General features: G+C 38.2%; 19 protein-coding genes and 1 tRNA gene. 11 read left to right on the plus strand and 9 right to left on the minus strand.

Annotated features, from left to right (window positions below; all coding sequences use genetic code 11):
* Nucleotides 1-217: 217 nt before the first annotated feature.
* Entirely contained in the window at nt 218-1,438 is a 1,221-nt protein-coding gene (chlP, locus tag VB713_RS22630; RefSeq protein WP_323313758.1) for a geranylgeranyl reductase, read from the minus strand.
* Between the two features lie 489 nt (nt 1,439-1,927).
* On the opposite strand from chlP, the gene VB713_RS22635 reads away from it, so the two are divergent.
* Together VB713_RS22635 and VB713_RS22640 are read left to right on the plus strand one after the other, a co-directional pair.
* The gene (locus VB713_RS22635; protein ID WP_323313759.1) at nt 1,928-2,944 is read left to right on the plus strand and encodes a sulfate/molybdate ABC transporter ATP-binding protein; all 1,017 of its coding nucleotides are present in this window, start codon (nt 1,928-1,930) and stop codon (nt 2,942-2,944) included.
* Nucleotides 2,945-3,276: 332 nt separating this feature from the next.
* Nucleotides 3,277-5,253: a WD40 repeat domain-containing protein gene (locus VB713_RS22640; RefSeq protein WP_323313760.1), complete on the plus strand. Its 1,977-nt coding sequence runs from the start codon at nt 3,277-3,279 to the stop codon at nt 5,251-5,253.
* Nucleotides 5,254-5,885: 632 nt separating this feature from the next.
* Here the strand turns inward: VB713_RS22640 and VB713_RS22645 are convergent.
* Nucleotides 5,886-5,957: transfer RNA gene (locus tag VB713_RS22645), tRNA-Gly, on the minus strand.
* A 391-nt stretch (nt 5,958-6,348) separates the two neighbouring features.
* Between VB713_RS22645 and VB713_RS22650 the strand changes: the two genes are divergently transcribed.
* Both VB713_RS22650 and VB713_RS22655 read left to right on the plus strand, forming a co-directional pair.
* A complete protein-coding gene (locus VB713_RS22650) occupies nt 6,349-7,224 on the plus strand; it encodes an Npun_R2479 family HD domain-containing metalloprotein (protein ID WP_323313761.1) in 876 nt (291 codons plus the stop codon).
* Between the two features lie 63 nt (nt 7,225-7,287).
* Nucleotides 7,288-8,403 carry an ABC transporter permease gene (locus VB713_RS22655; RefSeq protein ID WP_323313762.1) on the plus strand — a complete coding sequence of 372 codons (1,116 nt, stop codon included), beginning with the start codon at nt 7,288-7,290 and terminating at the stop codon, nt 8,401-8,403.
* Nucleotides 8,404-8,480: 77 nt separating this feature from the next.
* Here VB713_RS22655 and VB713_RS22660 read toward each other — a convergent pair whose 3' ends face one another.
* Nucleotides 8,481-9,629: a homospermidine biosynthesis protein gene (locus VB713_RS22660; RefSeq protein ID WP_323313763.1), complete on the minus strand. Its 1,149-nt coding sequence runs from the start codon at nt 9,627-9,629 to the stop codon at nt 8,481-8,483.
* Between the two features lie 759 nt (nt 9,630-10,388).
* Between VB713_RS22660 and VB713_RS22665 the strand changes: the two genes are divergently transcribed.
* The 3 genes from VB713_RS22665 to VB713_RS22675 all read left to right on the plus strand — a co-directional run bounded on the left by VB713_RS22665 (nt 10,389) and on the right by VB713_RS22675 (nt 14,438).
* Nucleotides 10,389-10,550, plus strand: a complete 162-nt coding sequence (locus VB713_RS22665) for a ribbon-helix-helix protein, CopG family (protein WP_323313764.1) — start codon at nt 10,389-10,391, stop codon at nt 10,548-10,550.
* Nucleotides 10,551-10,814: 264 nt separating this feature from the next.
* Nucleotides 10,815-13,400: a GAF domain-containing protein gene (locus VB713_RS22670; RefSeq protein WP_323313765.1), complete on the plus strand. Its 2,586-nt coding sequence runs from the start codon at nt 10,815-10,817 to the stop codon at nt 13,398-13,400.
* Between the two features lie 552 nt (nt 13,401-13,952).
* A complete protein-coding gene (locus VB713_RS22675) occupies nt 13,953-14,438 on the plus strand; it encodes a hypothetical protein (RefSeq protein WP_323313766.1) in 486 nt (161 codons plus the stop codon).
* Between the two features lie 40 nt (nt 14,439-14,478).
* Here VB713_RS22675 and VB713_RS22680 read toward each other — a convergent pair whose 3' ends face one another.
* Together VB713_RS22680 and VB713_RS22685 are read right to left on the minus strand one after the other, a co-directional pair.
* On the minus strand, nt 14,479-14,772 hold the full coding sequence (locus VB713_RS22680) for a TMEM165/GDT1 family protein (protein ID WP_323313767.1): 294 nt from the start codon (nt 14,770-14,772) through the stop codon (nt 14,479-14,481).
* A 28-nt stretch (nt 14,773-14,800) separates the two neighbouring features.
* Complete coding sequence (locus VB713_RS22685; protein ID WP_323313768.1) at nt 14,801-15,178, minus strand: TMEM165/GDT1 family protein; 378 nt, start codon at nt 15,176-15,178, stop codon at nt 14,801-14,803.
* 360 nt (nt 15,179-15,538) lie between these two features.
* Between VB713_RS22685 and VB713_RS22690 the strand changes: the two genes are divergently transcribed.
* Complete coding sequence (locus tag VB713_RS22690; RefSeq protein ID WP_323313769.1) at nt 15,539-16,690, plus strand: ATP-binding protein; 1,152 nt, start codon at nt 15,539-15,541, stop codon at nt 16,688-16,690.
* Nucleotides 16,687-17,418 carry a hypothetical protein gene (locus tag VB713_RS22695; RefSeq protein WP_323313770.1) on the plus strand — a complete coding sequence of 244 codons (732 nt, stop codon included), beginning with the start codon at nt 16,687-16,689 and terminating at the stop codon, nt 17,416-17,418. Before VB713_RS22690 ends, VB713_RS22695 begins: the two co-directional genes overlap by 4 nt.
* A gap of 89 nt (nt 17,419-17,507) precedes the next feature.
* Here the strand turns inward: VB713_RS22695 and VB713_RS22700 are convergent, their stop codons facing one another.
* Nucleotides 17,508-17,858, minus strand: a complete 351-nt coding sequence (locus VB713_RS22700; RefSeq protein WP_323313771.1) for a YkgJ family cysteine cluster protein — start codon at nt 17,856-17,858, stop codon at nt 17,508-17,510.
* 166 nt (nt 17,859-18,024) lie between these two features.
* On the opposite strand from VB713_RS22700, the gene psb30 reads away from it, so the two are divergent.
* Nucleotides 18,025-18,144, plus strand: coding sequence for a photosystem II reaction center protein Ycf12/Psb30 (gene psb30 / locus VB713_RS22705; protein WP_323313772.1), 120 nt, complete (start codon nt 18,025-18,027; stop codon nt 18,142-18,144).
* A gap of 83 nt (nt 18,145-18,227) precedes the next feature.
* Here psb30 and recJ read toward each other — a convergent pair whose 3' ends face one another.
* Nucleotides 18,228-20,312, minus strand: coding sequence for a single-stranded-DNA-specific exonuclease RecJ (recJ, locus tag VB713_RS22710; RefSeq protein ID WP_323313773.1), 2,085 nt, complete (start codon nt 20,310-20,312; stop codon nt 18,228-18,230).
* 215 nt (nt 20,313-20,527) lie between these two features.
* On the opposite strand from recJ, the gene VB713_RS22715 reads away from it, so the two are divergent.
* Nucleotides 20,528-21,286, plus strand: a complete 759-nt coding sequence (locus tag VB713_RS22715; protein WP_323313774.1) for a Uma2 family endonuclease — start codon at nt 20,528-20,530, stop codon at nt 21,284-21,286.
* 337 nt (nt 21,287-21,623) lie between these two features.
* Here the strand turns inward: VB713_RS22715 and VB713_RS22720 are convergent, their stop codons facing one another.
* Both VB713_RS22720 and VB713_RS22725 read right to left on the minus strand, forming a co-directional pair.
* Nucleotides 21,624-22,049, minus strand: a complete 426-nt coding sequence (locus VB713_RS22720) for a hypothetical protein (protein WP_323313775.1) — start codon at nt 22,047-22,049, stop codon at nt 21,624-21,626.
* Nucleotides 22,050-22,065: 16 nt separating this feature from the next.
* Entirely contained in the window at nt 22,066-23,901 is a 1,836-nt protein-coding gene (locus VB713_RS22725; RefSeq protein WP_323313776.1) for an APC family permease, read from the minus strand.
* Nucleotides 23,902-24,087 lie beyond the last annotated feature (186 nt).

Raw genomic sequence — 24,087 nt, forward strand, 5'->3', positions numbered from 1 at the left:
TTCACAGAAAGTTACTACACAATCGAACCTATGAACCAGATTAACCGATTGAGAGACACAATATTGCGTGTTTAAGCTTTTTAGCGTGATTAACATTTCTCAGATGAAATACAGTCAAGGACTGCGAAACCCTAACCATAAATTGAGCCATAAATAAAAAAATGTAGAGAAGTTTTTGCATCATCTCTACATTTTCGTATTTAGATTAAAAAGAGATTTAGGGCGCGAGGGCGTTACCGCGAATTAAGCTACCAATGGTTTTGGCAGTAATTTTTAGTTGGGTGATGGGGTTCGCTGGAACTACGGTTTTATACAAATAACTATCGAATGTTAGTTTCTGTACATCCAAATCATCACACATTTCTACAAATGCTTCGCGGGTAGCATCGGAGCGATAGAAGACACTTTGCAGAATGTCTAACACCTTGTAGGTGAGTCCGTATTTCTTATCCCAACGCTTTAGGTATACCTTGAGATCGCCTTCTGTGGGAATCCGCGCACCACCGTTGGCTGCTTCGACAATGGCTTCGGCACACATCCGACCAGATTTAGCTGCAAAGTAAATGCCTTCACCAGAGGATTTGGTCACATAACCTGCTGCATCTCCTACCAATGCAATGCGTCCGACAACGCGACGGGGACGGGGATGTTCAGGGATGGGGTGGGCTTCTACTTTGATGATTTCACCACCGGCTAATTTTTCGGAAGCACGGGCGCGAATACCAGCTTGGAATTGTTTGATTCTGGCTTTGTTAATGTGCATTGTGCCAGTACCTACCGCTACGTGGTCATATTTGGGGAATACCCAAGCGTAGAAGTCGGTGGAAACGTCATCGCCAACATACATTTCGGCGAGGTCGTTGTAGTAGTCCATTTTGTCTTGGGGTAGACGAATGCGTTCTTGGAATGCGATCGCATAATTGTAATCCCCAGCATCCATTTCCTTCGCAATGCGGGAATTCGCCCCATCAGCCCCAATCACTAAATCCACCTTCAGGGTTTTGGCAACTCCTTGGGTTCCAGTTTCAGTATGGTCTACATAATGAATGGTATAAGGATCAGTGTTATTTGTGGGGATATCAAGTTTGTGAACTGTGGCATTAATTAAAATTGCGCCTAACTTAGCCGCGCGATCGCGCATGAAACCATCCATGACTTCACGACGGCACATTCCTATATATTCATCTTCATTTATCAGATTGATATCAACCTCACGATTTGAGGGCGAAATCATTTTCATCTTCCGCACTTGGCGATCGATAATCTCTGGTGGTAGGTCAAATTCACTCACCATACACAGAGGAATAGCTCCCCCACATGGTTTAGCGTTATCAAGCTTGCGCTCAATGAGATAAGTTTCAATTCCAGCTTTTGCCAGTGTCTCAGCGGCAGATGAACCAGCTGGGCCTGAACCAACAACCGCAACCCGTAGTGTCAAAGGTTTTCTCCCAATCTTCACATTTACCCAGAAAATCGTATCACGGACTTTTGGTTGTTTTGGCGCTTTCCCTTAAGGTTTTGAGATAAATGCAATATTCTTTAACATTTCGACATGAAAACTGAGGTTAAAAACGGTCATGAGGATTTATGACTAGATATTAGTGGATGGTAACTAGAAGAATTAACTATTTCATACACACCTAACAAAATATGCAAGTTTCAGTTTGGGATTCTTTTACTAGAAAAGTTGGTGTTTCCGCAATTACTGGGTATCAACAACATAAATCAAAAACTCTTTCAGCAATATTCCAGCCCTCAACACCATTCTTAAGTTGAGTGTGCTACTGAGATAGTTTCTTAGATTGTACCCGTTGATACATTTAAGTCTTTGTGATTTTTTTTATTCAAAAATTACTGTATATGATATAAATAATATCACAGTAATCCTACCCGTAAACCGTAGATTAATAGCAGAGGTATAAAACCAGTGGGCATAGTAGTTGAGAATGTCTCTAAGCAATTTGGTAGTTTCCAAGCCGTTGATCAAGTGAGTTTAGAAATTAATAGTGGTTCACTGGTTGCTTTATTAGGTCCATCCGGGTCTGGTAAATCTACCCTGCTGCGCTTAATTTCTGGTTTAGAAATGCCAGATAGCGGCAAAATCTTTCTAACAGGGAAGGATGCTACATATCAAAGTGTGCAAGAAAGAAATATTGGCTTTGTGTTCCAGCACTATGCTTTATTTAAGCATCTGAACGTGCGACAAAATATCGCCTTTGGTTTAGAAATTCGCAAAACACCCCAAAAGAAGATTAAGGGCAGGGTAGACCAGTTGTTAGAATTAGTGCAATTGGCTGGATTAGGCGATCGCTATCCTTCTCAACTTTCTGGAGGACAAAGGCAACGTGTAGCCCTAGCCAGAGCCTTAGCTGTAGAACCTAACGTATTATTACTAGATGAACCATTTGGCGCATTAGACGCTAAAGTCCGTAAAGACTTACGGGCTTGGTTACGTCGTCTCCATGATGAAGTTCACGTTACCACCGTTTTCGTCACCCACGACCAAGAAGAAGCAATGGAAGTATCAGACGAAATCGTGGTGATGAATAAAGGCAAGGTAGAACAGGTAGGAACACCAGCAGAAATTTATGACCATCCCGCTTCAGCATTTGTCATGAGCTTTATTGGCCCAGTGAATGTTTTATCCAGCAACTCGAAAATTTTTCAGGCCAGTGGCTTTAATTCAGCCCACCCAGAAACGTTTTTACGTCCCCAAGATGTAATTTTGGAAAGGGTGGCTAACGGTACAACCGCACCTGCTACAGTGAGTCGTGTAATTCATTTAGGTTGGGAAATTCAAGTAGAGCTAAAACTAGATGACGGACAAATTATGACAGCACATCTCACACGCGATCGCTTCGATGAGCTAAAATTAGAATCGCAAGAACGTGTGTATGTCAAGTCCAAAGACGCTAAATCTTTCCCATTATATTATTCAATATAAAAGCAAATTAGCATCAACCCCTCACCTCAGAACCACGGTGCATACACATCCTTCCCCAGAATGAGTTTCCAACCCTAAAAACACTATGTAACCAAAAATCTAGTCCCCCTCCCCACTGTTTCGTGGAGGGTTTTTATGTCCGCCAACGGGCAATTTTAATACTATGTACAAAGTAGCACCCCCAGAAGAAGGGGGTTAAACTTTCTTGGTTCATAGGTTCACAGGCAATTCCAAAAAATTGATACTAACAAAATTAAGTCTTTACGTACACAATCAGAAATTTAACGGCTAAAATTGGCTAAGTGTTAAATTTACTTATCCTCATAACCTATATGACATTTGATATTGTTGGTGCTGCTGTAGATTTTGTTACTGATACTACTAACCGAGTTATTTCCGCATTTATTAACCAAACACTAGTTAAAGAAAATAAAATTAACTTACCTGTAAGAATTCAAAAAGTTAGACAAGATCAGCGGGTAATACAAGCAGAGGTAGATTATTACAACCGTCGAGAAGCTAGAAAAAAAGAATTTTTGGAAATTCAACAAGTACCTCTTTCTACAGATATAGAAATCACATTTACAGCAGATGAAAGAGAAAAGAGGTTAATGCAATTAAAACGGGAAGAGATGGAGGATAGAGGTAAGTTAAGTTCATTGTATCTAAACTTGAGTCGAGAGACGACATCTAAAGCAATTGAACTTAAACAAAAAGAAATTCAGGGAATTTTCGACCAACAAAAATGGCCTGGTGTCTTAAGTCGTGATGAAGCACAGCGGATTTTTGTAGATGAACAAAAAAAACCACGGTTACTAATTTTAATTCCACCACCAGATATTAGTGACGATTTTCCTATATCTTTCCGTGATAGTCTCAAAAAAGAAATTCGCAATCAATTAAAACTATTTTTAGAAAAATATTACCCTCTTCACAGTGATTTTTGTCCCGTAGAGTTTTACGGTAAATATTTTGAACGTTCAATTTTTGATGCAGAAGTAAAACAATTAGAAACCATTTTGTCCGCTGTCCCAACGGCAATTATTTACACTGATATCACAGATCATGAAGTTTATTTCAATGTCAAATTTTGGGGACTGCACGAACCAGTTTCTTTATCTTTTGAACCTTGGAATTGGGAAGAAGTTAAAGGACAACTTGAAGAATCTGGTAGTGATGAAACTAAGAGTTTGCGTGCAATCAGGCACACTATAGTTATTTTACACAAACTCTTAGCAGCATTTTTAGCAGATTGGTATTACTTGAATATTAACCCAAATTATGAACCTCAATTATTTAAATTAAGTGCGGACTTTCCTTCAGTCTGGACAAGTGAAATGCTGCAAAAACTAAGGTTGATCCTGCAAAAGTATAGAGAAGTATATAATTATGAATTAAAACAACTAGCATTTGTGCAAATAGAAAAACCAACATTATGGAGTTGTGTAAATACTTTATATGGACATTCAAATCATGTTTTTTCGATTGCTGTCAATCCTGATGGCAAAACATTTGCAAGTGGTAGTGCTGATAAGACAATTAAAATCTGGGATGTTCAAAATAGTGAACTGCTTAATAGTTTAAATGGTCATTCAAACTATATTTCATCAGTTGCTTTTTCTCCTAATGGAGAAATAATAGCTAGTGGTAGTTATGACAAAACATTTAAATTATGGTATTCCTTTAAAAGTAAAACTTTCATTGAGCATTCAGGTTGCGTAACTTCAGTTAATTTTAGCTCTGATGGTAAAACATTTGCATCTGCAAGTTTAGATAAAACTATTAAAATATGGGATTTAAGCACTGAAAAGTTAATTTATACTCTCACTAATCATGAAAATTATGTTAACTCTGTTGTCTTTACCCCAGATGGAAAAAAATTAATTAGCTGTGATTGTGACAAAACTATCAAAATATGGAATATTAAAACAGGAGTAGAAATGATTAGCATGACTGATCATGCCGATGCAATTAATACTATAGCTATTAGTCCTGATAGTAAATTTTTTGCTACTGGTAGTCATGATAAAACAATTAAACTTTGGCACTTGGCAACAGGAGAACTCATTCACACATTTTTGGGACATACAGATTCTATAACTAGCGTTGCTTTCAGTCCTGATGGTAAAAGTTTAGCAAGTGGTAGTATTGATAAAACAATTAAGATTTGGTATCTGGAGACAAAAGAATTAATAAATACTCTTGCAGAACATTCATTAACTATTCATTGTTTAGCTTTCAGTGTTGACGGAAATACTATATTTAGTGGTAGTGCTGATAATACAATCAAGATGTGGCAACGTAATTAAGTAAGTCGGCGTTAAAAATTGTCGTTATGACAAGGCAGGAGGGAAGAGGCTTTTGGGCAACTTTACTTTTTGTTACATACTTTTGTTTTTTCGCTATCAGCAAACCCTAATTAGGGAGTCAGGAGTCAGAATTAGAAGGAGGTAAGAATAGTCTTGAATCTGGTCAAGTGATGGGTTTTTGATTTTGATGATGTCAACGCTTATTTCTTGTACCTTATTTACATTTTCAACCTTCAAACTATTGATATATACTGCAAACGGGTCAAACTTGGACTTATGTCATACTGACCGTAACGTAGTGCAGGGAAGTATCTCGGAGATTCTAGAGCCTACGGCACGCTACGCGAACACTTCGTTCAGAATGACACTTTTAACCCGTTTTTAGTATATATAGGTGTTTGGTTTATATGCCTAACGGCACGCTCCGCAGCAAACCCTAATTAATAACCTTATCAAAAAAGCGCGTTGACAAAACAGGTGGTAATTGATTTATCACCTGTTGATAGGAGGGAAAGAGTTTTAGCTCTTGCGTCTCAATTCATTTTCTAGTCAGCAATATAGATATACACAGCACCATGCTGATAAACCTAGTACAATAATTGAACACCATGTATCATTGCTCAAATTTTAAAAGCGGGCGATGGGACTTGAACCCACGACATTCTGCATGGGAAGCAGACATTCTACCACTGAATTACACCCGCAATGAGTAATAATCACAAATTTATGTCATTAGACATAATATCATAAATTTAGTAAAACCTAAAAAGCAAATTTTAAATGATCTGATCTGCCAGGAGCATTAATTTTCTACAGGGAATAAAAATAATTTCCTTTGCTCATAGCCTATACTGGGTTCTGAACAATGAACTTAACTCATGTGCTAGGAAAAATTGAGAAGGATAATGTAAACTTAATTCAAAGGCGGTTTAAAGCATCAAAGTCTCTGACTATACTAACTTCCTCATTATTCCATGCGCTTCGTCCACCTGAAAAGCTTTCTTCATTTTGAGAAAGCTATCCTTTGTGAGTGCGAGCCACAAGCCGAAATTGAAGCGGACTCGATTATACAAAATATATACCTGAGTATCCAGTATGTTCAATACAACTGAAATTATCATTAGTGCTTTTGTAAATCAAATTAGATCAGGCTACCAACGTACTTACGGTGGCTTAAAAACTGATTATCAAGATATTATAGCTTGGGCAGGTAATATGGCTTTAGAAAATATTGCCAATAGCGATGCCTTATATCACAATGTTGAACACTCAGTCCTCGTTACTCTAGTTGGACAAGAAATTTTGCGTGGTAAACACATCCGCGAAGGTGGTGTTTCTAGTGAAGACTGGTTACACGTAATCATTTCCTTATTGTGTCATGATATCGGCTATGTGAAAGGAGTTTGTCGTGAAGACAAAGAATCAGAAAGCCTATATGCTACCGGGCAGAATGGCAACATGGTTTCTCTCCCTTCAGGTGCTTCTGATGCTAGTCTTACACCCTATCATGTAGATCGGGCAAAACTATTTATTGATGAGCGATTTGGTGGACATTATTTAATAGATTCGGAAGCGATTAAACGCAATATTGAATTAACTCGTTTCCCAGTACCTCATGCAGATGATCATCAAGATAGCAATCACTTTGCTGGATTAGTACGTGCTGCTGATTTAATTGGGCAATTAAGTGATCCGCGTTACTTAAAAAAAATCACAAGTTTGTTTTATGAATTTGAAGAAACGGGGATAAATAAAGCTTTAGGCTATCAAAATCCTGGAGATTTACGCAAAAACTACGCCAAATTTTATTGGCATGGTGTCTATCCTTATATTAAAGAAGGACTCCATTATCTATCTCTAACACAACAAGGAAAACAAGTTTTAGCCAATCTTTATTCCAATGTTTTTGTTGTCGAACATGAAAAACAAAATGAGGAATTACGGTATTTAGCTGAACAGTTAAATGCTTAGATAGTCATTAATGATATGGGGTCAATCGAAAATCTAAAATTGTTTGATTTGTGATAAAAAATTATGAATTGGTGGCAGAGACTACAAAAAAATCCTTTGGCGCGATTTGGGGCAACTTTACTGTTAGTTTTCTATTTGGCAGTAGTTGGGGCTGACTTGATTGCACCTTATAACCCATATGAATCACAGCCAAATGGTTCATTGCTGCCACCGACTCGTATTTACTGGGTTTCTCCGGCAGGTAAATTTATTGGCCCGCACATATATCCGACAACTCAAGGGGATACAAATTTAGAAACAGGGGAACGAAAACTAATTGTAGATTTTAAAAAGTCTTCACCATTGGGTTTATTTGTCTCTGGTCCAGAATATAGATTATTTCAACTCAGTTTGCCATTACCTCCTAAGTGGGATGAAGTAACTGTTATCCCTGGTATTCCTCTGAATTTGCATTTGTTTGGCTCAACTGGTGAAGCAAAATTTAACCTGTTGGGTACTGATGACCAAGGGCGAGATCAATTTAGTAGACTACTCTATGGTGGTCGTATTAGTTTATTTATTGGGATTTTTGGGATTATTATCACCTATCCTCTCGGTTTATTGATAGGTGGGATTTCTGGTTATTTTGGCGGTGTGATTGATAGTGTAATCATGCGTTTAGCAGAAGTGCTGATGACTTTTCCGAGTATTTATTTGTTGGCAGCATTGTCAGGAGTTTTAAGTCCACAATTAACTAGTACGCAGCGGTTTTTATTAATTGTAGTCATTACTTCTGTGATTAGTTGGGCTGGTTTAGCAAGGGTCATTCGTGGGCAGGTACTATCAATTAAAGAGCGAGAATTTGTACAAGCAGCACAGGCAATGGGTGGTAAGCCAATATATATTATTATGCGGCACGTTTTGCCCCAAACTGCCAGCTATATAGTTATTTCAGCGACTCTGACAATTCCTAGTTTTATTGGTGCTGAAGCTGTATTGAGTCTAATTGGTTTAGGGATTCAACAACCAGATCCTTCTTGGGGAAATATGCTTTCTTTGGCAAGTAATGCGTCTATTTTAGTTTTACAACCTTGGCTGATTTTGCCGCCAGCAATTTTGATTATCCTGACTGTGTTAGCATTTAATTTACTAGGGGATGGGTTGCGCGATGCCCTTGATCCTCGCAGTTTGCAGAGATAATTTTGTCAAGAAAGATGAGATTTTAGAGTGGGTTAAGATGTTGTTAACCCACCTTTATTCTAAGTTGATGGTCTGTATTATTTTCTCACTGGTGTACCGCAGGGATAAGTAGCCGCTTGCTGTGAATTACTTTCACTTGCTGGCTTGTCTTTAGCTGCTAAGTAGTCTTTTTGTAATGTGCCTAACAATTCATCTCGTCTATCATACAAACGTTTTAGGGTACGAGGTTGACATTGATTAAGAACATAAGCTGTGACTAATGGCAGAGCGATCGTACTATCTGTATAACAAACAATGGTGCTAGGTAACTCATCTGGGTCAATCTTACCCCAACTTACAGCTTCCGCTGGAGTTGCCCCTGACAAACCACCTGTATCTGGTCTGGCATCGGTAAACTGGACAAAGAAATCATGTCCTCGTTCTTCTAATCCCAGTACTTCGTGAATTTGCGGTTGTGTTTGCAATAAAAAGTTTTTAGGACTGCCACCACCGATAATTACAGCCGCACTTTTACCGTCTGTTTCCCTCGCACCATAAGCAATAGCTGCTGTTTCATTTACGTCAATGGCTGGATCTAATATCAATTTTGAGCCTTCCAATGCTAATGCTGCTACATTCATGCCAATGGAACTGTCACCTGGAGAAGAAGTATAAATCGGTACGCCGCATTCATAAGCTGTGGCTAATAAACAAGAATGTTCGACACCTAATTGCTTTTCTACTTCTCGTACATACTTACCCAGCAAATAATGGAATTCAGCTGTTCCCATGCGTTTTTGGAAAGGTTCCGCTTGGAGAATTTTGCGAATAAAAGCGTCAGTTTCTAGTAGCACATCATAGCCAAAAATAATGTCATAGATTCTGATGGTACCTTCTTCGCGCAATTTGACATCATCTAAAAATGGACTACCGGCAAAGAGTTCAAAACCCAAACCGTAATGCATATCGTGGTAAAGATTTGCACCTGTACTAATCATCCAGTCAATAAAACCATTGCGAATTAAGGGTGCAAGGGCAGAAACACCAAATCCGGCTGGTGTCATTGCTCCGGAAAGGCTAACTCCCACTGTAACCCTGTCTGTAAATACATCATGACTGAGTAGTTGACAGGCTTCTCGCAAGCGTGCTGAGTTGTAAGCGGTGAAGTAATTATTAATCAAATCAACCACTCCAATATCGGCTGACATTGGGATGGGTGAGATTTTTTTACCTTGCTGTTTTGACATTGTGATTAACTCCGCTAGTAAATACGCTGAATATAATGTTATCTAGCTTTTAAGGAATTATTTCAATACTTTATGGGATGAAAATACAGTTCAGACAAGCCGATAGAATAAATGATCCTGTTTTGTCATGCTTCGCTACACTCAGCATCTCGGAGGATTCTTTCCTTCAGAACGCTACGCGAACACTACACTTCGTTCCGTATGGCTATAGCTTGCGTGACGATGTAGGAGTCATACGCTCCCGTCAGGGATACAAAATGACATTGGGCATTTCTTTTTGTGGAGTTCTCTACATTCAATTACAAGTTAGATTTTATATTAAGGTTTTACGAAATAACCGATATGTTGATTTTTTATAATCTACATTATATGTATAAAAAAGTTCCTTGAATCCAGTAATCTTTATTCAAGAAATTATACATTTACCACAAATAATGATTCGGAACTTTTTCCGAATTCAAAACGATGTCCTTTTATCTTCCTGGTATATGTACTAAATTTAGACTATAATCGAAAATTTATTACGTAAATTTATGCAGCTAGAGCAATGCTAAACCTCAACTGCACCTATAGTTTTTAAGGTGAATAGTCTCCCTAATATGATTTTTTGGAAGTAATTGATACCAATTTTGAATTTTATATGGGTAATACTTGTACTGAGGCTATTTCATCTATTGGCAATAATAAAACTTATTGCTCTTTCCTGTAATTGCCAAATCTACTAAAATCAAGATACCTCAGTTAATGGTATCTGAAAATATGCCTAAACCTGAAATTTACATAACTTTTAGATTGACCCAGCCAGAGAAAGATTTACTGAAAGAGTATTGTGAACAAACAGGTAGAAATCAGACAGATGTGTTGCGTGAATTGATACGTGGATTGAAACGTCGAATCAAAAGAACAAAAGAGGAGGTTTAAAAGCCGCTTATATTCCCATATCCTATATAATGATTGGTAAAGCTTCCTGCTTTTATATCTGAGCTTGGGTACACCTATGCAAGTACTTTTTAGCTCTAACGTGAATTCTCCGTTGTTCAGCCTTTCTCCTCCACAGGATTACCCTGGCGAAACAAAGAGTATATACTGTCAGGCAATGATAGATAGTTAGAAGCAAAAACTAAGATAAATTAATAGTACAGTTGAACAGTCGTAAATTCTAAATCATACTATATCAAATAAGTTATGTCAGTGCAAAACCCGAATGCTGAAGAGTCTACAGATTTGATGATTGATATTAATAATCAAGAAGTCTATGAGTTACAAAAAAACTCCTCACCTGTAGTTAGTCTAGCTACAAGAAAAGGATCTATTTCTCAGTTTCTTGCTCCCTTGACTCAAGATACTTTTAAACAAGTAGTTCAGGAAGTAGAGCATAAATTAAGGATTGTTAACGAAACCTTATCCATGCTGGATTATCAGGGTTTTGAAACTATCCTACAGGAAATGCTACATTCGATTACCTTGAAAACAGGGGAATTACTCGGAGCAGATCGGACAACAATATTTTTATTAGATGAAGAAAACCAAGAACTCTGGTCTATTTTAGCTGAAGGAAAAGGTAAGCGACCATTAGAGATTCGGATTCCATCGGATAAAGGTATTGCTGGCGAAGTTGCAACTTTCAAGCGAGTAGTCAATATACCGTTTGATTTTTATACAGATGAGCGGTCAGGATTTGCTCAAGAACAAGACAAAAGAAATGGCTACCGCACCTACACGATGTTAGCTTTACCGCTGTTAAATGAAGATGAAAAATTGGTGGCGGTTGTACAATTATTAAACAAATTAAAATACGTACATAATCCAGAAGATCCGCTGTATGAGCGTATTGATAATAATGGATTTACTAGTGCTGATGAGAAATTATTTGAAGATTTTGCACCTTCAATTCGCCTCATTTTAGAGTCATCTCGCTCTTTTTATATTGCGACACAAAAACAAAGGGCTGCTGCGGCTTTAATGAAGGCGATCAAGTCTCTGAGTCAAAGTAGTCTTGATTTAGAAGATACCCTGAAACGGGTAATGGCTGAGGCTAAGGAATTGATGAATGCCGATCGCAGTACTTTGTGGTTAATAGACCGCGATCGCAATGAATTGTGGACAAAAATTACTCAGGACAATGGCCTAGATAAAGAATTACGAGTACCTATGGGTAAAGGCTTTGCTGGTATAGTTGCTGCATCTGGCAAGAAGTTAAATATTCCCTTTGACTTATATGAGCATCCAGACTCAGACACGGCTAAAGCTATGGATATACAAACTAACTTCCGCACCTGTAGCCTACTTTGTATGCCGGTGTTTAACAGCGATCAAGAGTTGATTGGTGTTACCCAGTTAGTTAATAAAAAGAAACTAGGAGATTTTCCTCCCTATGATCCTGCTAATTGGCCTGATGCTCCTGAATGCTTCCAAGCTAGTTTTGATCATAATGATGAAGAGTTCATGGAAGCTTTTAATATTCAAGCAGGTGTGGCGCTACAAAATGCTCAGTTGTTTGCCAAAGTTCAACAACAAGAACAAATGCAGAGAGATATTCTGCGGAGTCTTTCTAATGGTGTAATTTCTTCAGATAAAACAGGACATATCATCACTGCTAATGAAAGTGCTAAACGGTTATTAGGATTTGATGACGAAGAACGTTTGGAAGGCAGATTAGTTAGTGATGTTGTGAATATTAAGGAAGGTGATTTTAGTAAGTGGTTTGTAGATGCTTTACACGCAACAGATTTAAAAACTAGTCAGCAATATTACCCTGATCGCACGCTTTTGACTACAAATAACGAACAGCATAGTATTAATTTATCACTGAATACTATTGCTGATGTCAGCGACCAAAATCAAGTTTGTGGCGCACTGGTGGTCATGGATGATATTAGTGATGAAAAGCGGCTCAAGAGTACTATGTACCGTTACATGACTCAGGAGTTGGCAGAAGAACTGCTGAAATTAGATGATGCTAAACTAGGGGGCGATCGCAAAGAAGTTACTATTTTATTCTCTGATATTCGTGGCTACACCACTCTCACGGAAAACATGGAAGCTGAGGAAGTGGTGGGTATGCTGAATGAATATTTTGAATCAATGGTTGAGGCTGTCTTTAGACATAAAGGTACTTTAGACAAATATATTGGCGATGCCATCATGGCTGTATTTGGTTCTCCTCTACCTTTAAAAGAACACGCTCGCATGGCAGTGCAAACTTCTCTAGAAATGCGCTCTCGTTTAGAAGAATTGAACGAAAGTCGCCAAGCTGTGAACAAAACCAGGATCAAGATTGGCATTGGGATTAATTCTGATACTGTCATTAGTGGCAATATTGGCTCTAGTAAACGGATGGAATTTACCGCTATTGGTGATGGTGTTAATCTTGGTTCCCGACTAGAAAGTGTCAGTAAGCAGTATGGTTGCGATATTATTGTCAGCGATAATACATATCGAATCTGCGAAAAAGATATTTGGGCGAGGGAATTAGATTATATCCGCGTTAAAGGACGAAATGAGCCAGTAGCTATCTATGAGTTGCTAGGTTTGCGTTCTGATTTGATTAGTGATACCAAACTAGAACTAATTGAGCATTATCATCAAGGACGCGAATATTATCTTCAACGTCAGTTCGTAAAAGCCCAATCGGAGTTTGTCAAAGCTTTATTAGCTGACAACAATGATAAAGCCTCTATGTTATATCTAGGTCGTTGTCAGCATTGGATACAGTCACCCCCATCTGATCAAACTTGGGATGATGGTGTTTGGACGTTTAATGAAAAATAAGCTTTACAGCACTTCTCGGTGTTATGAGGTACAAGAACCCTACCCCCTCCCCGCAAGCGAGGAGGGGAACCGGATTTACAGTTAAATTCGGTTTTTAGGGCTGAAAACTCTCTCTGGGTCAGGATGTGTATATACCGTAGGCAAGCGATGAGGGGGCTATGATGTACCTTAGATAATTGGAAACCGCTGTAATTGCTTGCTGGAAAAAATCTGCCATTTTTAGGGTGTGTTATGTCTCTTGGCCTAATGCACCATTTATGAATATAAATAAAGCTGCAAAGCTGGCGTAAATTTGAAAAAGCCCGATTGATTACCGTATTAATTTCCAAAATTTAGCTGTATTTAGATACTTACTAACTTCAATTATTATAGGTTTTTGTTTTTTAATGGTTTTTATTATTTTGTAATTAAACTTAAAAAAAGAAGATACAAAACCTCAAAATTCACTGTAGAAAGGTTGTATAGCCTCTAGTTTGTAACAGTTAATTGATATTTGTTGTCAAATCAATTCTCTAGATAGAAACTAGGAGTAGAACACAAGCAATTATTTTTATGAACGCTATTTCTAATTTTGAATTTAAACGCTCAACTTGGCAAACAGCCATTATGTTGACTTTGGGTTTTTGGCTTAGTGCCAGCTTGGTTTTAGATTGGGTAATTATGCCTAGTCTTTATATCTCTGGCATGATGAACCAAGCTAGTTTTTCTACAGCAGGCTATGCAATTTTTTGGAATTTTAATCGCCTTGAATTACTATCTGCGGCTGTAGTTTTGACTGGAGTTCTGGCTATTGGCCAAGCTAAATCTAATTGGCGTTTGGGAAGTATAGTTTTATCGGCACTTTTGCTAACAGCCGCTTTGCTGGATACGTATTTTTTAACCCCACAAATGTGCGCTTTAGGAAGTAATTTAAGTTTATTTGCATCCAGTACAGTGCCAGCAACAATGAATGTACTACACGGTGGTTATTTTCTCCTGGAAGTATTCAAGCTTGTTGCAGGTGGGATGATTTTAAACTGGTGCTGGCAGGAAGTTTGAGATTAAGGTGGGCATTTCCCACCCTACTGCAAATACTGAATTATTCTGATTTAGCTTCAGCTTGACTGTTTGGTAAAAGTAGACGGATGGCGAGAATGGCAAAACCCACCGCTGCGATCGCTTTTAAGATGCGTGTAGGAAATAATTCCGCAACTGCTCCCCCGGCTAATGCTCCCAACAAGCTGGTTAATACTAACGCTCCAGCAGTGCCGAAAAACACACCCTTTCGAGATTGACCACGACCAGAAAGAGCGATCGCAGCTAACTGACTTTTATCACCTAATTCTGATAGAAAAACTGTAATAAAGCTCAAACCTAAAAGATGCCAGTTCATAATTGATTCTCTGTATAATTAATAACGATTAACCGATAAAAACATCCCAAAAAAGCATTATAGAAATTAGGAGTAACATTACCCCTGCTGACTTTTCTACAGTTTTTGGACTGAGTTTACTGGCTATCCAACCACCCAAAAGCACACCTAACAAGCTAGTAGTAATCAATGCAGCCCCAGAACCAATAAACACTACCCAAGGTTGATGAGATTCTGCACTCATTAACAGAGTGGATAGTTGAGTCTTATCGCCAATTTCTGCCAAAAATATGGTGATGAAGGTAGTTCCAAATACCACCAAGGCTGAATCCTGCTTTTTGGGACTATCCTGAATTACAGGCTCAACTAGATAAATATTGGTGTCTTTTAGTTCTGACTGGCTTACAGATACGGAGTCAAGTTTCACAGGCGTTATCTTGTCCTTAAGTTGTTTTCATATTCTTCTCATTTTCTCAGATTTTTGTAATAAATTGCAACTGTAGTCAAGAAAATAGCAGATTAAAAACCAACAGCTTGATCAAACCGGATTTGTTCCAAACTGCGATCGCTCTGCTTATACTCGTAATGAGGCAATATCAAGCAAATAGCAGTATTTCTTGTTTACATAAAGATTGTTGATGAGAATATGCGCTTAATTAATGATATTAAAAAGTAATCTAAAACAAAATCTCTTATCATAACTTTGAGTGCTAAAATACCGGATATAGAGTGAATTGAAGATATTTTAGATTCTCTATATAATTACTTGTTAAGAAAAATAAGAAATATGAAAATACAGAGTTTTAAATTCAGTAACAATAAAGAAAATTGGCACATTGAGGAAGTTAAATTTGAGGATCTAAATTTACTTGTCGGTGGTTCTGGAGTTGGAAAGACAAGAATTTTAAAGGCACTTAATTTAATTTGTGATGTTGCAAAAGGTAGAAATCGTAACTTAGATGATTTAGAATGGAGTATCAATTTCTCTCATTTAGGACAAAATTATAGGTGGGAATTACAAAGTTCCTCACTCAAGGACGAAGAAATTCTTCTAAATGTAAATGAGTCAGAACAGACCGAAATTGTTTCTGAAAAATTAGTTCGATATGATGATGATTCTGAACTAGAGATACTTCTCCGCAATGATTCAGATTCAAAATTCAATAACGAAAAATTGCCTAAGTTGAAAAGAACTGAAAGTGCAATTACTCTTCTTTCAGAAGAAGATTTGATTATTCCAGTTGGTAAAGCCTTTGAGAGATTAATATTCAATTTTGAAACTCGTCAGGAACTCATGATTAAGGCAGAATCTAATATTTTGAATAAAATAGAACAAATTTCAGATATAAAATTTGCTGGTGATCCACCAGTATTAGAAGATTTTGCTGGCGTTCCACCAATCTTAAAGGCTTTATTTTTGCAGGAATTTTTTCCTGATATTTTTAGTGAAATCAAAGATTGTTACTTTGATATATTCCCAGATGTGAAAGATGTGAGAGTTAGTAGCGAGAGAGACTTAGATGGTGATTTTCTGTTATCCTTTGAAATTCAAGAAAATGGTTTAGAAGACTGGATTCCTCAACAGCGAATTTCATCCGGTATGTTTCGTACTTTAATTTTTTTGGTTGAAGTAACTGCTGCTCCTGAAGAATCCGTGATTTTAATTGATGAATTTGAGAACAGTTTAGGAATTAACTGTATGGCTGAACTAACAGATTTTATCCTTGATAAATCCCCAGATGTACAGTTTATACTTACTAGCCATCATCCATATATTATCAATAATATTCCTTGGGAAACTTGGCAAATAGTTAGTAAATACGGAAACAAAGTCAGAGTTAGAAAAGCTTCTGATATTCCAGAACTTAATACAGCTTCTAGTTTAGATAAGTTTACTCAATTAGTTAATTTACTTGATAGTGAGGAAGTTTCTGAGTGAATCTTTTATTTTTAGTAGAGGGGGGAAAGACTGAACCAAAAGTATATAAAGCATGGTTACAACATTTATTTCCTAGCTTAACTTTTGTTGTGCGCCCTGAAGATATGACAATGAATACTTGTCGAATTATTGCAGGTGATGGATATCCAAATATGGTGAGTAAGCCTAAGCAATATCCTGGAGTTTCTCGACTTGAAGCCTGTTTAATGGATATAGAAACATTCGGCAATGTAAATCATTTTTTTATATGTATTGACTCCGAAGAAAATTCTTATATTGATCGTTTTAATGAAGTGAAATCTAAACTTGATGATCTAAAGTCAGGCTACAATATAGATAGCTCAAAAACAGAGATTCATATAATAATTCAGCATTGCTGTATTGAAACATGGGCATTGGGTAATGCAGAAATTCCTAACGAATATAGTTCAATTGGAAGTTCTACAGTTTTATCAGATTTTCAGGCATATTACGATATTTTGGTAAATGATCCTGAAGAAATGTATTTATGTCCACCTGGGCATATTTTTAGCACAAAAGCGAAATTTCATGAACATTATCTCAAAGAATATCTCAGACAATTTGGTTTGTCTTATAGTAAGAAAAATCCAAAGGTTGTAGAAGATAAAAAGTATCTAGATGCGTTAAAAAAGCGATGTGAATCAATGAATCATTTATCTAGCTTGAAATTATTGTTAGATATATGGGATCGCATAGAAACTTTGTAAGCATTAGCAACATTTAGGTCTATTAAAATGAATCTCTCATTGATTACTGCGTTCAAAAACACAATGAGAGAATGCCTGTATGAATTAAATCAAAAACCAACTGCTTGATCAAACCGGATAATTTCCAAACTGCGATCGCCATAAACAGCCTCAATTTGCTCACGACAGCAGTCAATAGCAAAATCGCTAAGTTCGTCTGGTTCAATCCCATACATATCCTGAAATATCTCAGTTTCCACCCGACAGAAACGCGGACGCTGGTCATAAATGCCGCATTCTCGCGTGGTATGGTCAAAATTAACGCACCATCCCTTGTCCCCTACCATACTCAGATAAAGCCCCAGTTCTTCTGGTGAGAGATACTCTTCCAAATCTGGACGATCTGCTGGATCAAGATGACAGCAGGCTCCACATTGTTTTACACATTGCCAGGTAGTCATAATTTAATTTACCTTGTGATTTGTTGCTATTTTACTTTTTTATATCGTTTTCTATAATTTTGTTAAGTAAATTAAATCTGGTGTCCGCTTCCCGGATATGATCTATTGCGGGTTTTGCAGTTGAATTATTAAACTTTTTAAGACAATTAGAGAGGAAAAGAAAACAATGGAAGCTTTAGCCAACATTAATTGGGAAGTCATTTTTCAATTGACCTGCGTAGGTCTAATCATCATTTCTGGGCCAGTAGTAATTTTTCTCTTGGCTTTTCGCAACGGCAACCTGTAGATTGGGTAATGGGTAATGGGTAATGGGTAATGGGTATAGTTTAGCCAATTACCAATTACCACTTATTCAAAGATTTGTGTTGATTAGTTTTGCTCACAACTAACCAAAGCCTGAACCGCAGCTTCAATAATGCCATCATACTGAGGTAGAGATAGATTAACCTTTTTGGCATCATGACGATTGCTTCCTAATAGTCCAGTATTATCCCCAGGCTGCATGGCTAAAACTTTACCTTCAGGATTTTTAATTCTTAATTCTGCATCAACACCGTTTTGATAAACGCCACAGGTATATTGACGTTGTTGGTATTCAAAGTTGGCGCGTAATTTTTGAGATTGTGGGTGAGAAAATATTGAAAACTGGCTGGGGAGTCGAAGACCGACTAACTCCATTTCAATGGTGATTTTGTCATTGAAGTTATTTTCCCGGAGTTTGTAAGCTATATCTACTCGCGCAGGTAGGGGGAAGTAATCACGCCAACGCCAAGCGATCGCTTTAATTTGATATCTGATATTATCTATAGTCTGCGCTAGGGTCAGTTTAATGTGACCTTTACCGACAATTTGCTGCTCAATTACTTGTGCATTAGCTGTCCAGAATATAGGATCTGGGTTTTCAATACCACAGGGATGGAGAATATTTAGCTGTTGATATAAATCCTGATTGATTTGATTGAGGTTGGCTTGGGCATCAATTTTTAGTAGTGGTTTGAGGTGTTGGGGTTCTAAACACTGATTTGCAAACTCAGATAAACGCGATCGCACTGAGAGTAAATTATCTGCTGGCAGAGAAAATCCTCCTGCGGCTTTATGTCCACCAAATTTCCCCAGCAAGTCCCGACAATATTCTAAAGCTGCAAAAACGTTAAATTCAGGAATTCCCCGCGCTGAACCGCGAATTACGCTGTCATCCTCATAAGTACCAATGAACACAGGCACACCGTAACGTTCCAGCAAGCGAGAAGCGACAATGCCAATGACACCATGATGCCAATTATCTTTAACAACGACTAATACCCGGTCTTTTTGTAAAGAGTTTACATATAAATCTTCAACAAGTGCGATCGCTTCTTGTTCAATTTGCTCACACATCTGCTGACGTTGGATGTTTATTTGTTCACACTGCATTGCTCTTTCCAGTGCTAATCCCATATCATCAGTAGTCAGCAATTCTATCACTGTTTGTGGGTTGCCAATTCGACCAATGGCATTAATGCGTGGCCCCAATCGAAATCCAATATCTTCCGGCTTTAACGATTTTTGATTTTGAGTTTTTGATTTTGGATTACTTTCAGTTTCCCCTTCAGTTGCTTGCACTCCAGCCACTTGAATTAAAGCTTGCACTCCTGGTAAAGTAGATTTAGGTAATAACTTTAAACCACGTTTTACCCAACGGCGATTAACACCAGTTAAAGGAGCTAAATCGGCAATAGTTCCCAAGGTAAACAACGCTAACATCGGTTGCACTAAACCCTTAATTTGTCCTAATTGCTGGGCTAAACATACGGCTAAAATATAAGCCACACCCACACCAGCCACACCCCGATAAGGTGAAGACTCAGCTATTAATTTCGGATTAAGAATGGCGTTAGCTGGGGGTAAAATGGGGGGAATGTCGTGATGGTCGGTGATAATTACCTTTAAACCCAGTTCTCTGGCTCTAGCAATGGGTTCAAAAGCAGATATACCATTGTCTACAGTTAAAACTAATCCGACTCCTTCGCTGTGGAATTCTTCAATAATGCGTTTGTTAATTCCATAACCTTCGTGCATCCGACTAGGGATAGCGTAATCTACATTAGCACCCAAAGCGCGGAGGCTGCGGAGTAGTAATGCAGTACTAGTCATGCCATCTGCATCGTAGTCTCCACAGATAGCTATTTTTTCCTGATGTGCGATCGCATTTTCCAATAATTCTACACTCACCGCTAAATCGGGAAAATCCTCCAATGGAGAAGGTAAATTTAACGATTCGGGATTTAAAAATTCTGCTGCTGCTGCTGGTGTTTCCATACCCCGATTAATCAACAACTGGCTGATAATTGGCGATATATTTGTTAAATCAGCCAACTTTTGAGCTAATTCAGGATTTGCTGGTGCAATTTGCCAACGTTGGTGAGGTAAGCGTTTGACGGATTTTAAAATTTCAGTTACAGGTCGATCTAGCACTGAGAATTAAGTAATTGGTCATAGGTAATATCCTAATGGATCTTCAGACAAGATTCAGACATAAAATTACATCGTATCAGAGTATCAGATACAGCAGTTTCCAATTATATAAGCTACATCATAGCCCTCTCATCGCTTGCGGAGTAGGGTTTCTTGTACCTCATAACACCGGGAAGTGCTGTAAAATAAAAACAAATCCACAAAAGGCAGTCTTTATGGTAGCCCAAATCAGTGAAATCAAATCCCCCACTGAACTGGTAATCTCTTGGGAAGCCTTACCCGATGATTTTCAGTTAGAGGATGAACCGGTGGAAAATACAGGACAGCCAATTTTAGCTGGTGCTTTGCGAGAAAGTTTAGAAATTGCGGATTTCATACAACCTCAAATGTTGATAGCTTCAAATTTTGGTTTGTGTGCCACACTAAATGGTCAATTTATAGCTAAAGCACCTGATTGGTTATATGTTCCAGCGGTTAAAGAGATTTTAGCTGAACGTAAAAGCTACACACCAAATTTAGAAGGTGATATTCCAGCTATAGTGATGGAATTTTTATCGGATAATGAAGGTGGAGAGTATTCTTTTAAACGCACCTATCCACCAGGAAAATGGTTTTTTTACGAGCAAATTTTACAAGTTCCCATTTATGTAATTTTTGACCCTAATGGCGGTTTATTAGAATATTATCAACTAGAAAACGGTCGCTATGAATTAAAACAACCAGATGAAAATGGTCTGCATTGGATTGATGCAATGGGCTTATTTTTGGGAACTTGGAGAGGAGAAAAAGAAGCCAGAACAGGTTATTGGTTAAGATGGTGGGATGAAGCAGGTAATTTGTTACCTTGGTCTGTAGAACAGATTTCACAAGAACGCCAACGGGCTGAACAGGAACGTCAGGAAAAACAACGGCTAATAGATTATTTAAAATCTCAGGGTATTGACCCCAATAATTTACCCACAGGAACGCCTTAGAGACTTCCAACTAAAAAAAGATCCCGTCGTTGTGACGGTAGGGAGCAGGGAGCAGGGAGCAGGGAGCAGGGAGCAGGGAGCAGGGGGAAGAAAAGTCGCTTTGATTTGGTGAACTTGGATAGCGTATCCTACGGGAAGCAAGCTACGCGGAGCGTCCCGTAGGGAAGTAGTAGTCTGTCAAGAACTAATTGACGGGTAAATAAATTTTCTTTCTTCCTTCTCCCTTTCCTTCTCTTGTCGGAGACGCTGCGCGAACGGAACGTCTTCGACGAACGCGTTCTTTGCGTCTATCCCTAATGGGACGCTACGCGAACGCGATTCGTTTCTTCTTTATCCGTCAAAATATATTTACTTTACCATCGTTGAGAATATAAAGAGAGCGATAACCGGGAAACTTATTACTAGGACGCAGTTCTAAATGCAGAGTACCAAAATTAGGTTTAGAAGCAGTGGCTTCTAAAGACCTTCCTGTATCATCCCAAAATAGGAGAGAAAAATTTGGTTCTGTAGCACTTTCCTGATTTATACGATATTCTTGTCCTGGTTGTAGAGTGATGCGGTGCATTTCTGGTAATTTTTCTAGTTTTAATACTCTAGGTGTGCGGTTTACAACTTGTAGGCGGATATATTGACCAGGTGTAAACTGAAGTGATTTTGCACCACAATGAGAAGCACAAGTTCCAGCTAATGTGACAGGAGAATTATTAGTTGATGTTAACAATAAAGTTGTAGCCATCAATGTTGTGAAAATTAACTTAGACATAGCGCACTCCTCAAATTTACAGATAATATCTGACAGTAGTTACAACTCGGCTTTTCTTCGCTCGTAAAGCATTCTTTAAAAACAAAGTTGTTTGGTTGTGCAGAATACCATCCCACCAATTGCGGGTGACAAAGACGGGAATAATAATAGTAGTAAAAACATCTGGATGATGTTCTTCAAATTGACTGACGAAATTAACAATTGGTTCAATTACGGAACGGTAAGGAGAGTCAATAATTTCCAAAGGAATATCTGACTCTAAATTCTGCCATTTTTCTTGTAGTTTTTCTCGGTCTGTAGCACCAATATCAACATGAATGGCTACAATGTCATCAGCAATTGTGCGAGCATAGTCTAGAGCTTCTACTGTTCCTCTATTCAGATGTCCTACTATAACCACAGCAGGATGAGTGATAACTTCTGGTTTAGTTCTAGGGATATAACTTCGGGGTGGTAGTCCCTGAATACTGAGACGTTGAGCTACATATTGATAGTGACGATGAATGCTGGCAAATAGAGCCACTACTAAAGGAATTGCTACTACTACTAACCAAGCTCCTAATAGGAACTTAGTCGAAATAATAACTAACAGTACTATAAAAGTAGCGATCGCACCCAACCCATTCATGACTGCACTTGCACGCCAATTCTCAGTGTGTTCGTGAAACCAATGACGTACCATTCCGGCTTGGGAAAGGGTAAAGGAAGTAAAGACACCGACTGCATAAAGAGGGATAATTGCGTTAACTTGTCCTTTGAAGATAATTACCAAAATCCCTGCACAGATACTAAGGAGGACAATACCATTAGAATAAACCAAGCGATCGCCCAACAAAGACAACTGGCGGGGTAAAAATCCATCTCGTGCCAAAAAATAACAGAGTCTAGGGAAATCTGCATAGCTAGTATTAGCCGCTAACAGCAGAACCAACAAAGTCACAATTTGCACAAAATAATAAAGCGGACCAGTTCCTAAAATTTGTCTCCCCAACAGAGAAACCACCGTTTGTCCCTCTTCAGGAACAATATGATAAATGTTTGCTAAGTAACTAATACCCACAAACATTAACCCCAAAATTACCCCCAAATACAACAAAGTCAGACGAGCATTTTTCCATTCTGGAGCTTTAAAAGCTAACACCCCATCAGATATGGCTTCTACTCCCGTCAGTGCTGTACATCCAGCTGAAAAAGCCCGCAAAATGAAAAACAAACTCAGTCCTTCAGTTACAGGAAGTGAGGGATATTCTGTCACAACTTGCCCAGTACCATATTTAAACAAACCAATCCCAATCAGCAGGAAAATACTCACAATAAAGGCAAAAGTAGGAACCATAAATATTTGGCCTGATTCCTTCACACCTCTGAGATTTGCCAGCATTAATAAAAAGATGAAGATCAAACACAGCAGCACCGTGTGGGATTGCAGAGCCGGAACGGCTGATGTTAGAGCGGCTGTACCAGCAGATATACTGACAGTTACAGTCAAGATATAATCAATCATCAACGAACCACCAGCTACTAAACCTGGATACAGTCCCAGATTTTCCCTAGCAACAATATAAGAACCGCCACCTTGAGGATAAGCGCGAATGGTTTGGCGATAGGAAAGCACAACTATTCCCAGGAGGGTGATAATTGCTATAGCTATAGGTAGAGACAAGCCTAACGCTCCACTTCCCGCTGCTACTAAAACCAACAAAATCTCCTCTGTTGCGTATGCGACAGAAGAGAGAGCATCAGAAGAAAGAACCGCCAAAGCCGCAGCATTACTCAATCGCTCTTCACTATGGGCGCTAGTTGGTAAGGATTTACCGAGAAAAAATTGCTTAAACTGAGGGTAGAAGGACATAGAAAGTCCACCTGATAAATATTTTTATTCCTACTCAGTTGAAGATTAACCCAAAACTGAGTCTCTGGAATATAGCAATTTTTGCAGATTATTAACACATCAGACTACTAGGTTGAGTGACAATTTTCACGAAGTGTGCCTAAGGCATAACCTAACAAAATCCTTGATGTAGGTATTGATAAAACT

The sequence above is a fragment of the Anabaena cylindrica UHCC 0172 genome, assembly GCF_034931625.1.
Taxonomy (GTDB): domain Bacteria; phylum Cyanobacteriota; class Cyanobacteriia; order Cyanobacteriales; family Nostocaceae; genus Anabaena; species Anabaena cylindrica_A.

Excerpts from the sequence above, each read along its gene's own strand:
- VB713_RS22640 (WP_323313760.1), top strand. The coding sequence starts at position 3,277 with ATGACATTTGATATTGTTGGTGCTGCTGTAGATTTTGTTACTGATACT.
- VB713_RS22650 (WP_323313761.1), top strand. The coding sequence starts at position 6,349 with ATGTTCAATACAACTGAAATTATCATTAGTGCTTTTGTAAATCAAATT.
- VB713_RS22655 (WP_323313762.1), top strand. The coding sequence starts at position 7,288 with ATGAATTGGTGGCAGAGACTACAAAAAAATCCTTTGGCGCGATTTGGG.
- VB713_RS22660 (WP_323313763.1), bottom strand. The coding sequence starts at position 9,629 with ATGTCAAAACAGCAAGGTAAAAAAATCTCACCCATCCCAATGTCAGCC.
- VB713_RS22665 (WP_323313764.1), top strand. The coding sequence starts at position 10,389 with ATGCCTAAACCTGAAATTTACATAACTTTTAGATTGACCCAGCCAGAG.
- VB713_RS22670 (WP_323313765.1), top strand. The coding sequence starts at position 10,815 with ATGTCAGTGCAAAACCCGAATGCTGAAGAGTCTACAGATTTGATGATT.
- VB713_RS22675 (WP_323313766.1), top strand. The coding sequence starts at position 13,953 with ATGAACGCTATTTCTAATTTTGAATTTAAACGCTCAACTTGGCAAACA.
- VB713_RS22680 (WP_323313767.1), bottom strand. The coding sequence starts at position 14,772 with ATGAACTGGCATCTTTTAGGTTTGAGCTTTATTACAGTTTTTCTATCA.
- VB713_RS22690 (WP_323313769.1), top strand. The coding sequence starts at position 15,539 with ATGAAAATACAGAGTTTTAAATTCAGTAACAATAAAGAAAATTGGCAC.
- VB713_RS22700 (WP_323313771.1), bottom strand. The coding sequence starts at position 17,858 with ATGACTACCTGGCAATGTGTAAAACAATGTGGAGCCTGCTGTCATCTT.
- psb30 (WP_323313772.1), top strand. The coding sequence starts at position 18,025 with ATGGAAGCTTTAGCCAACATTAATTGGGAAGTCATTTTTCAATTGACC.
- VB713_RS22715 (WP_323313774.1), top strand. The coding sequence starts at position 20,528 with ATGGTAGCCCAAATCAGTGAAATCAAATCCCCCACTGAACTGGTAATC.
- VB713_RS22720 (WP_323313775.1), bottom strand. The coding sequence starts at position 22,049 with ATGTCTAAGTTAATTTTCACAACATTGATGGCTACAACTTTATTGTTA.
- VB713_RS22725 (WP_323313776.1), bottom strand. The coding sequence starts at position 23,901 with ATGTCCTTCTACCCTCAGTTTAAGCAATTTTTTCTCGGTAAATCCTTA.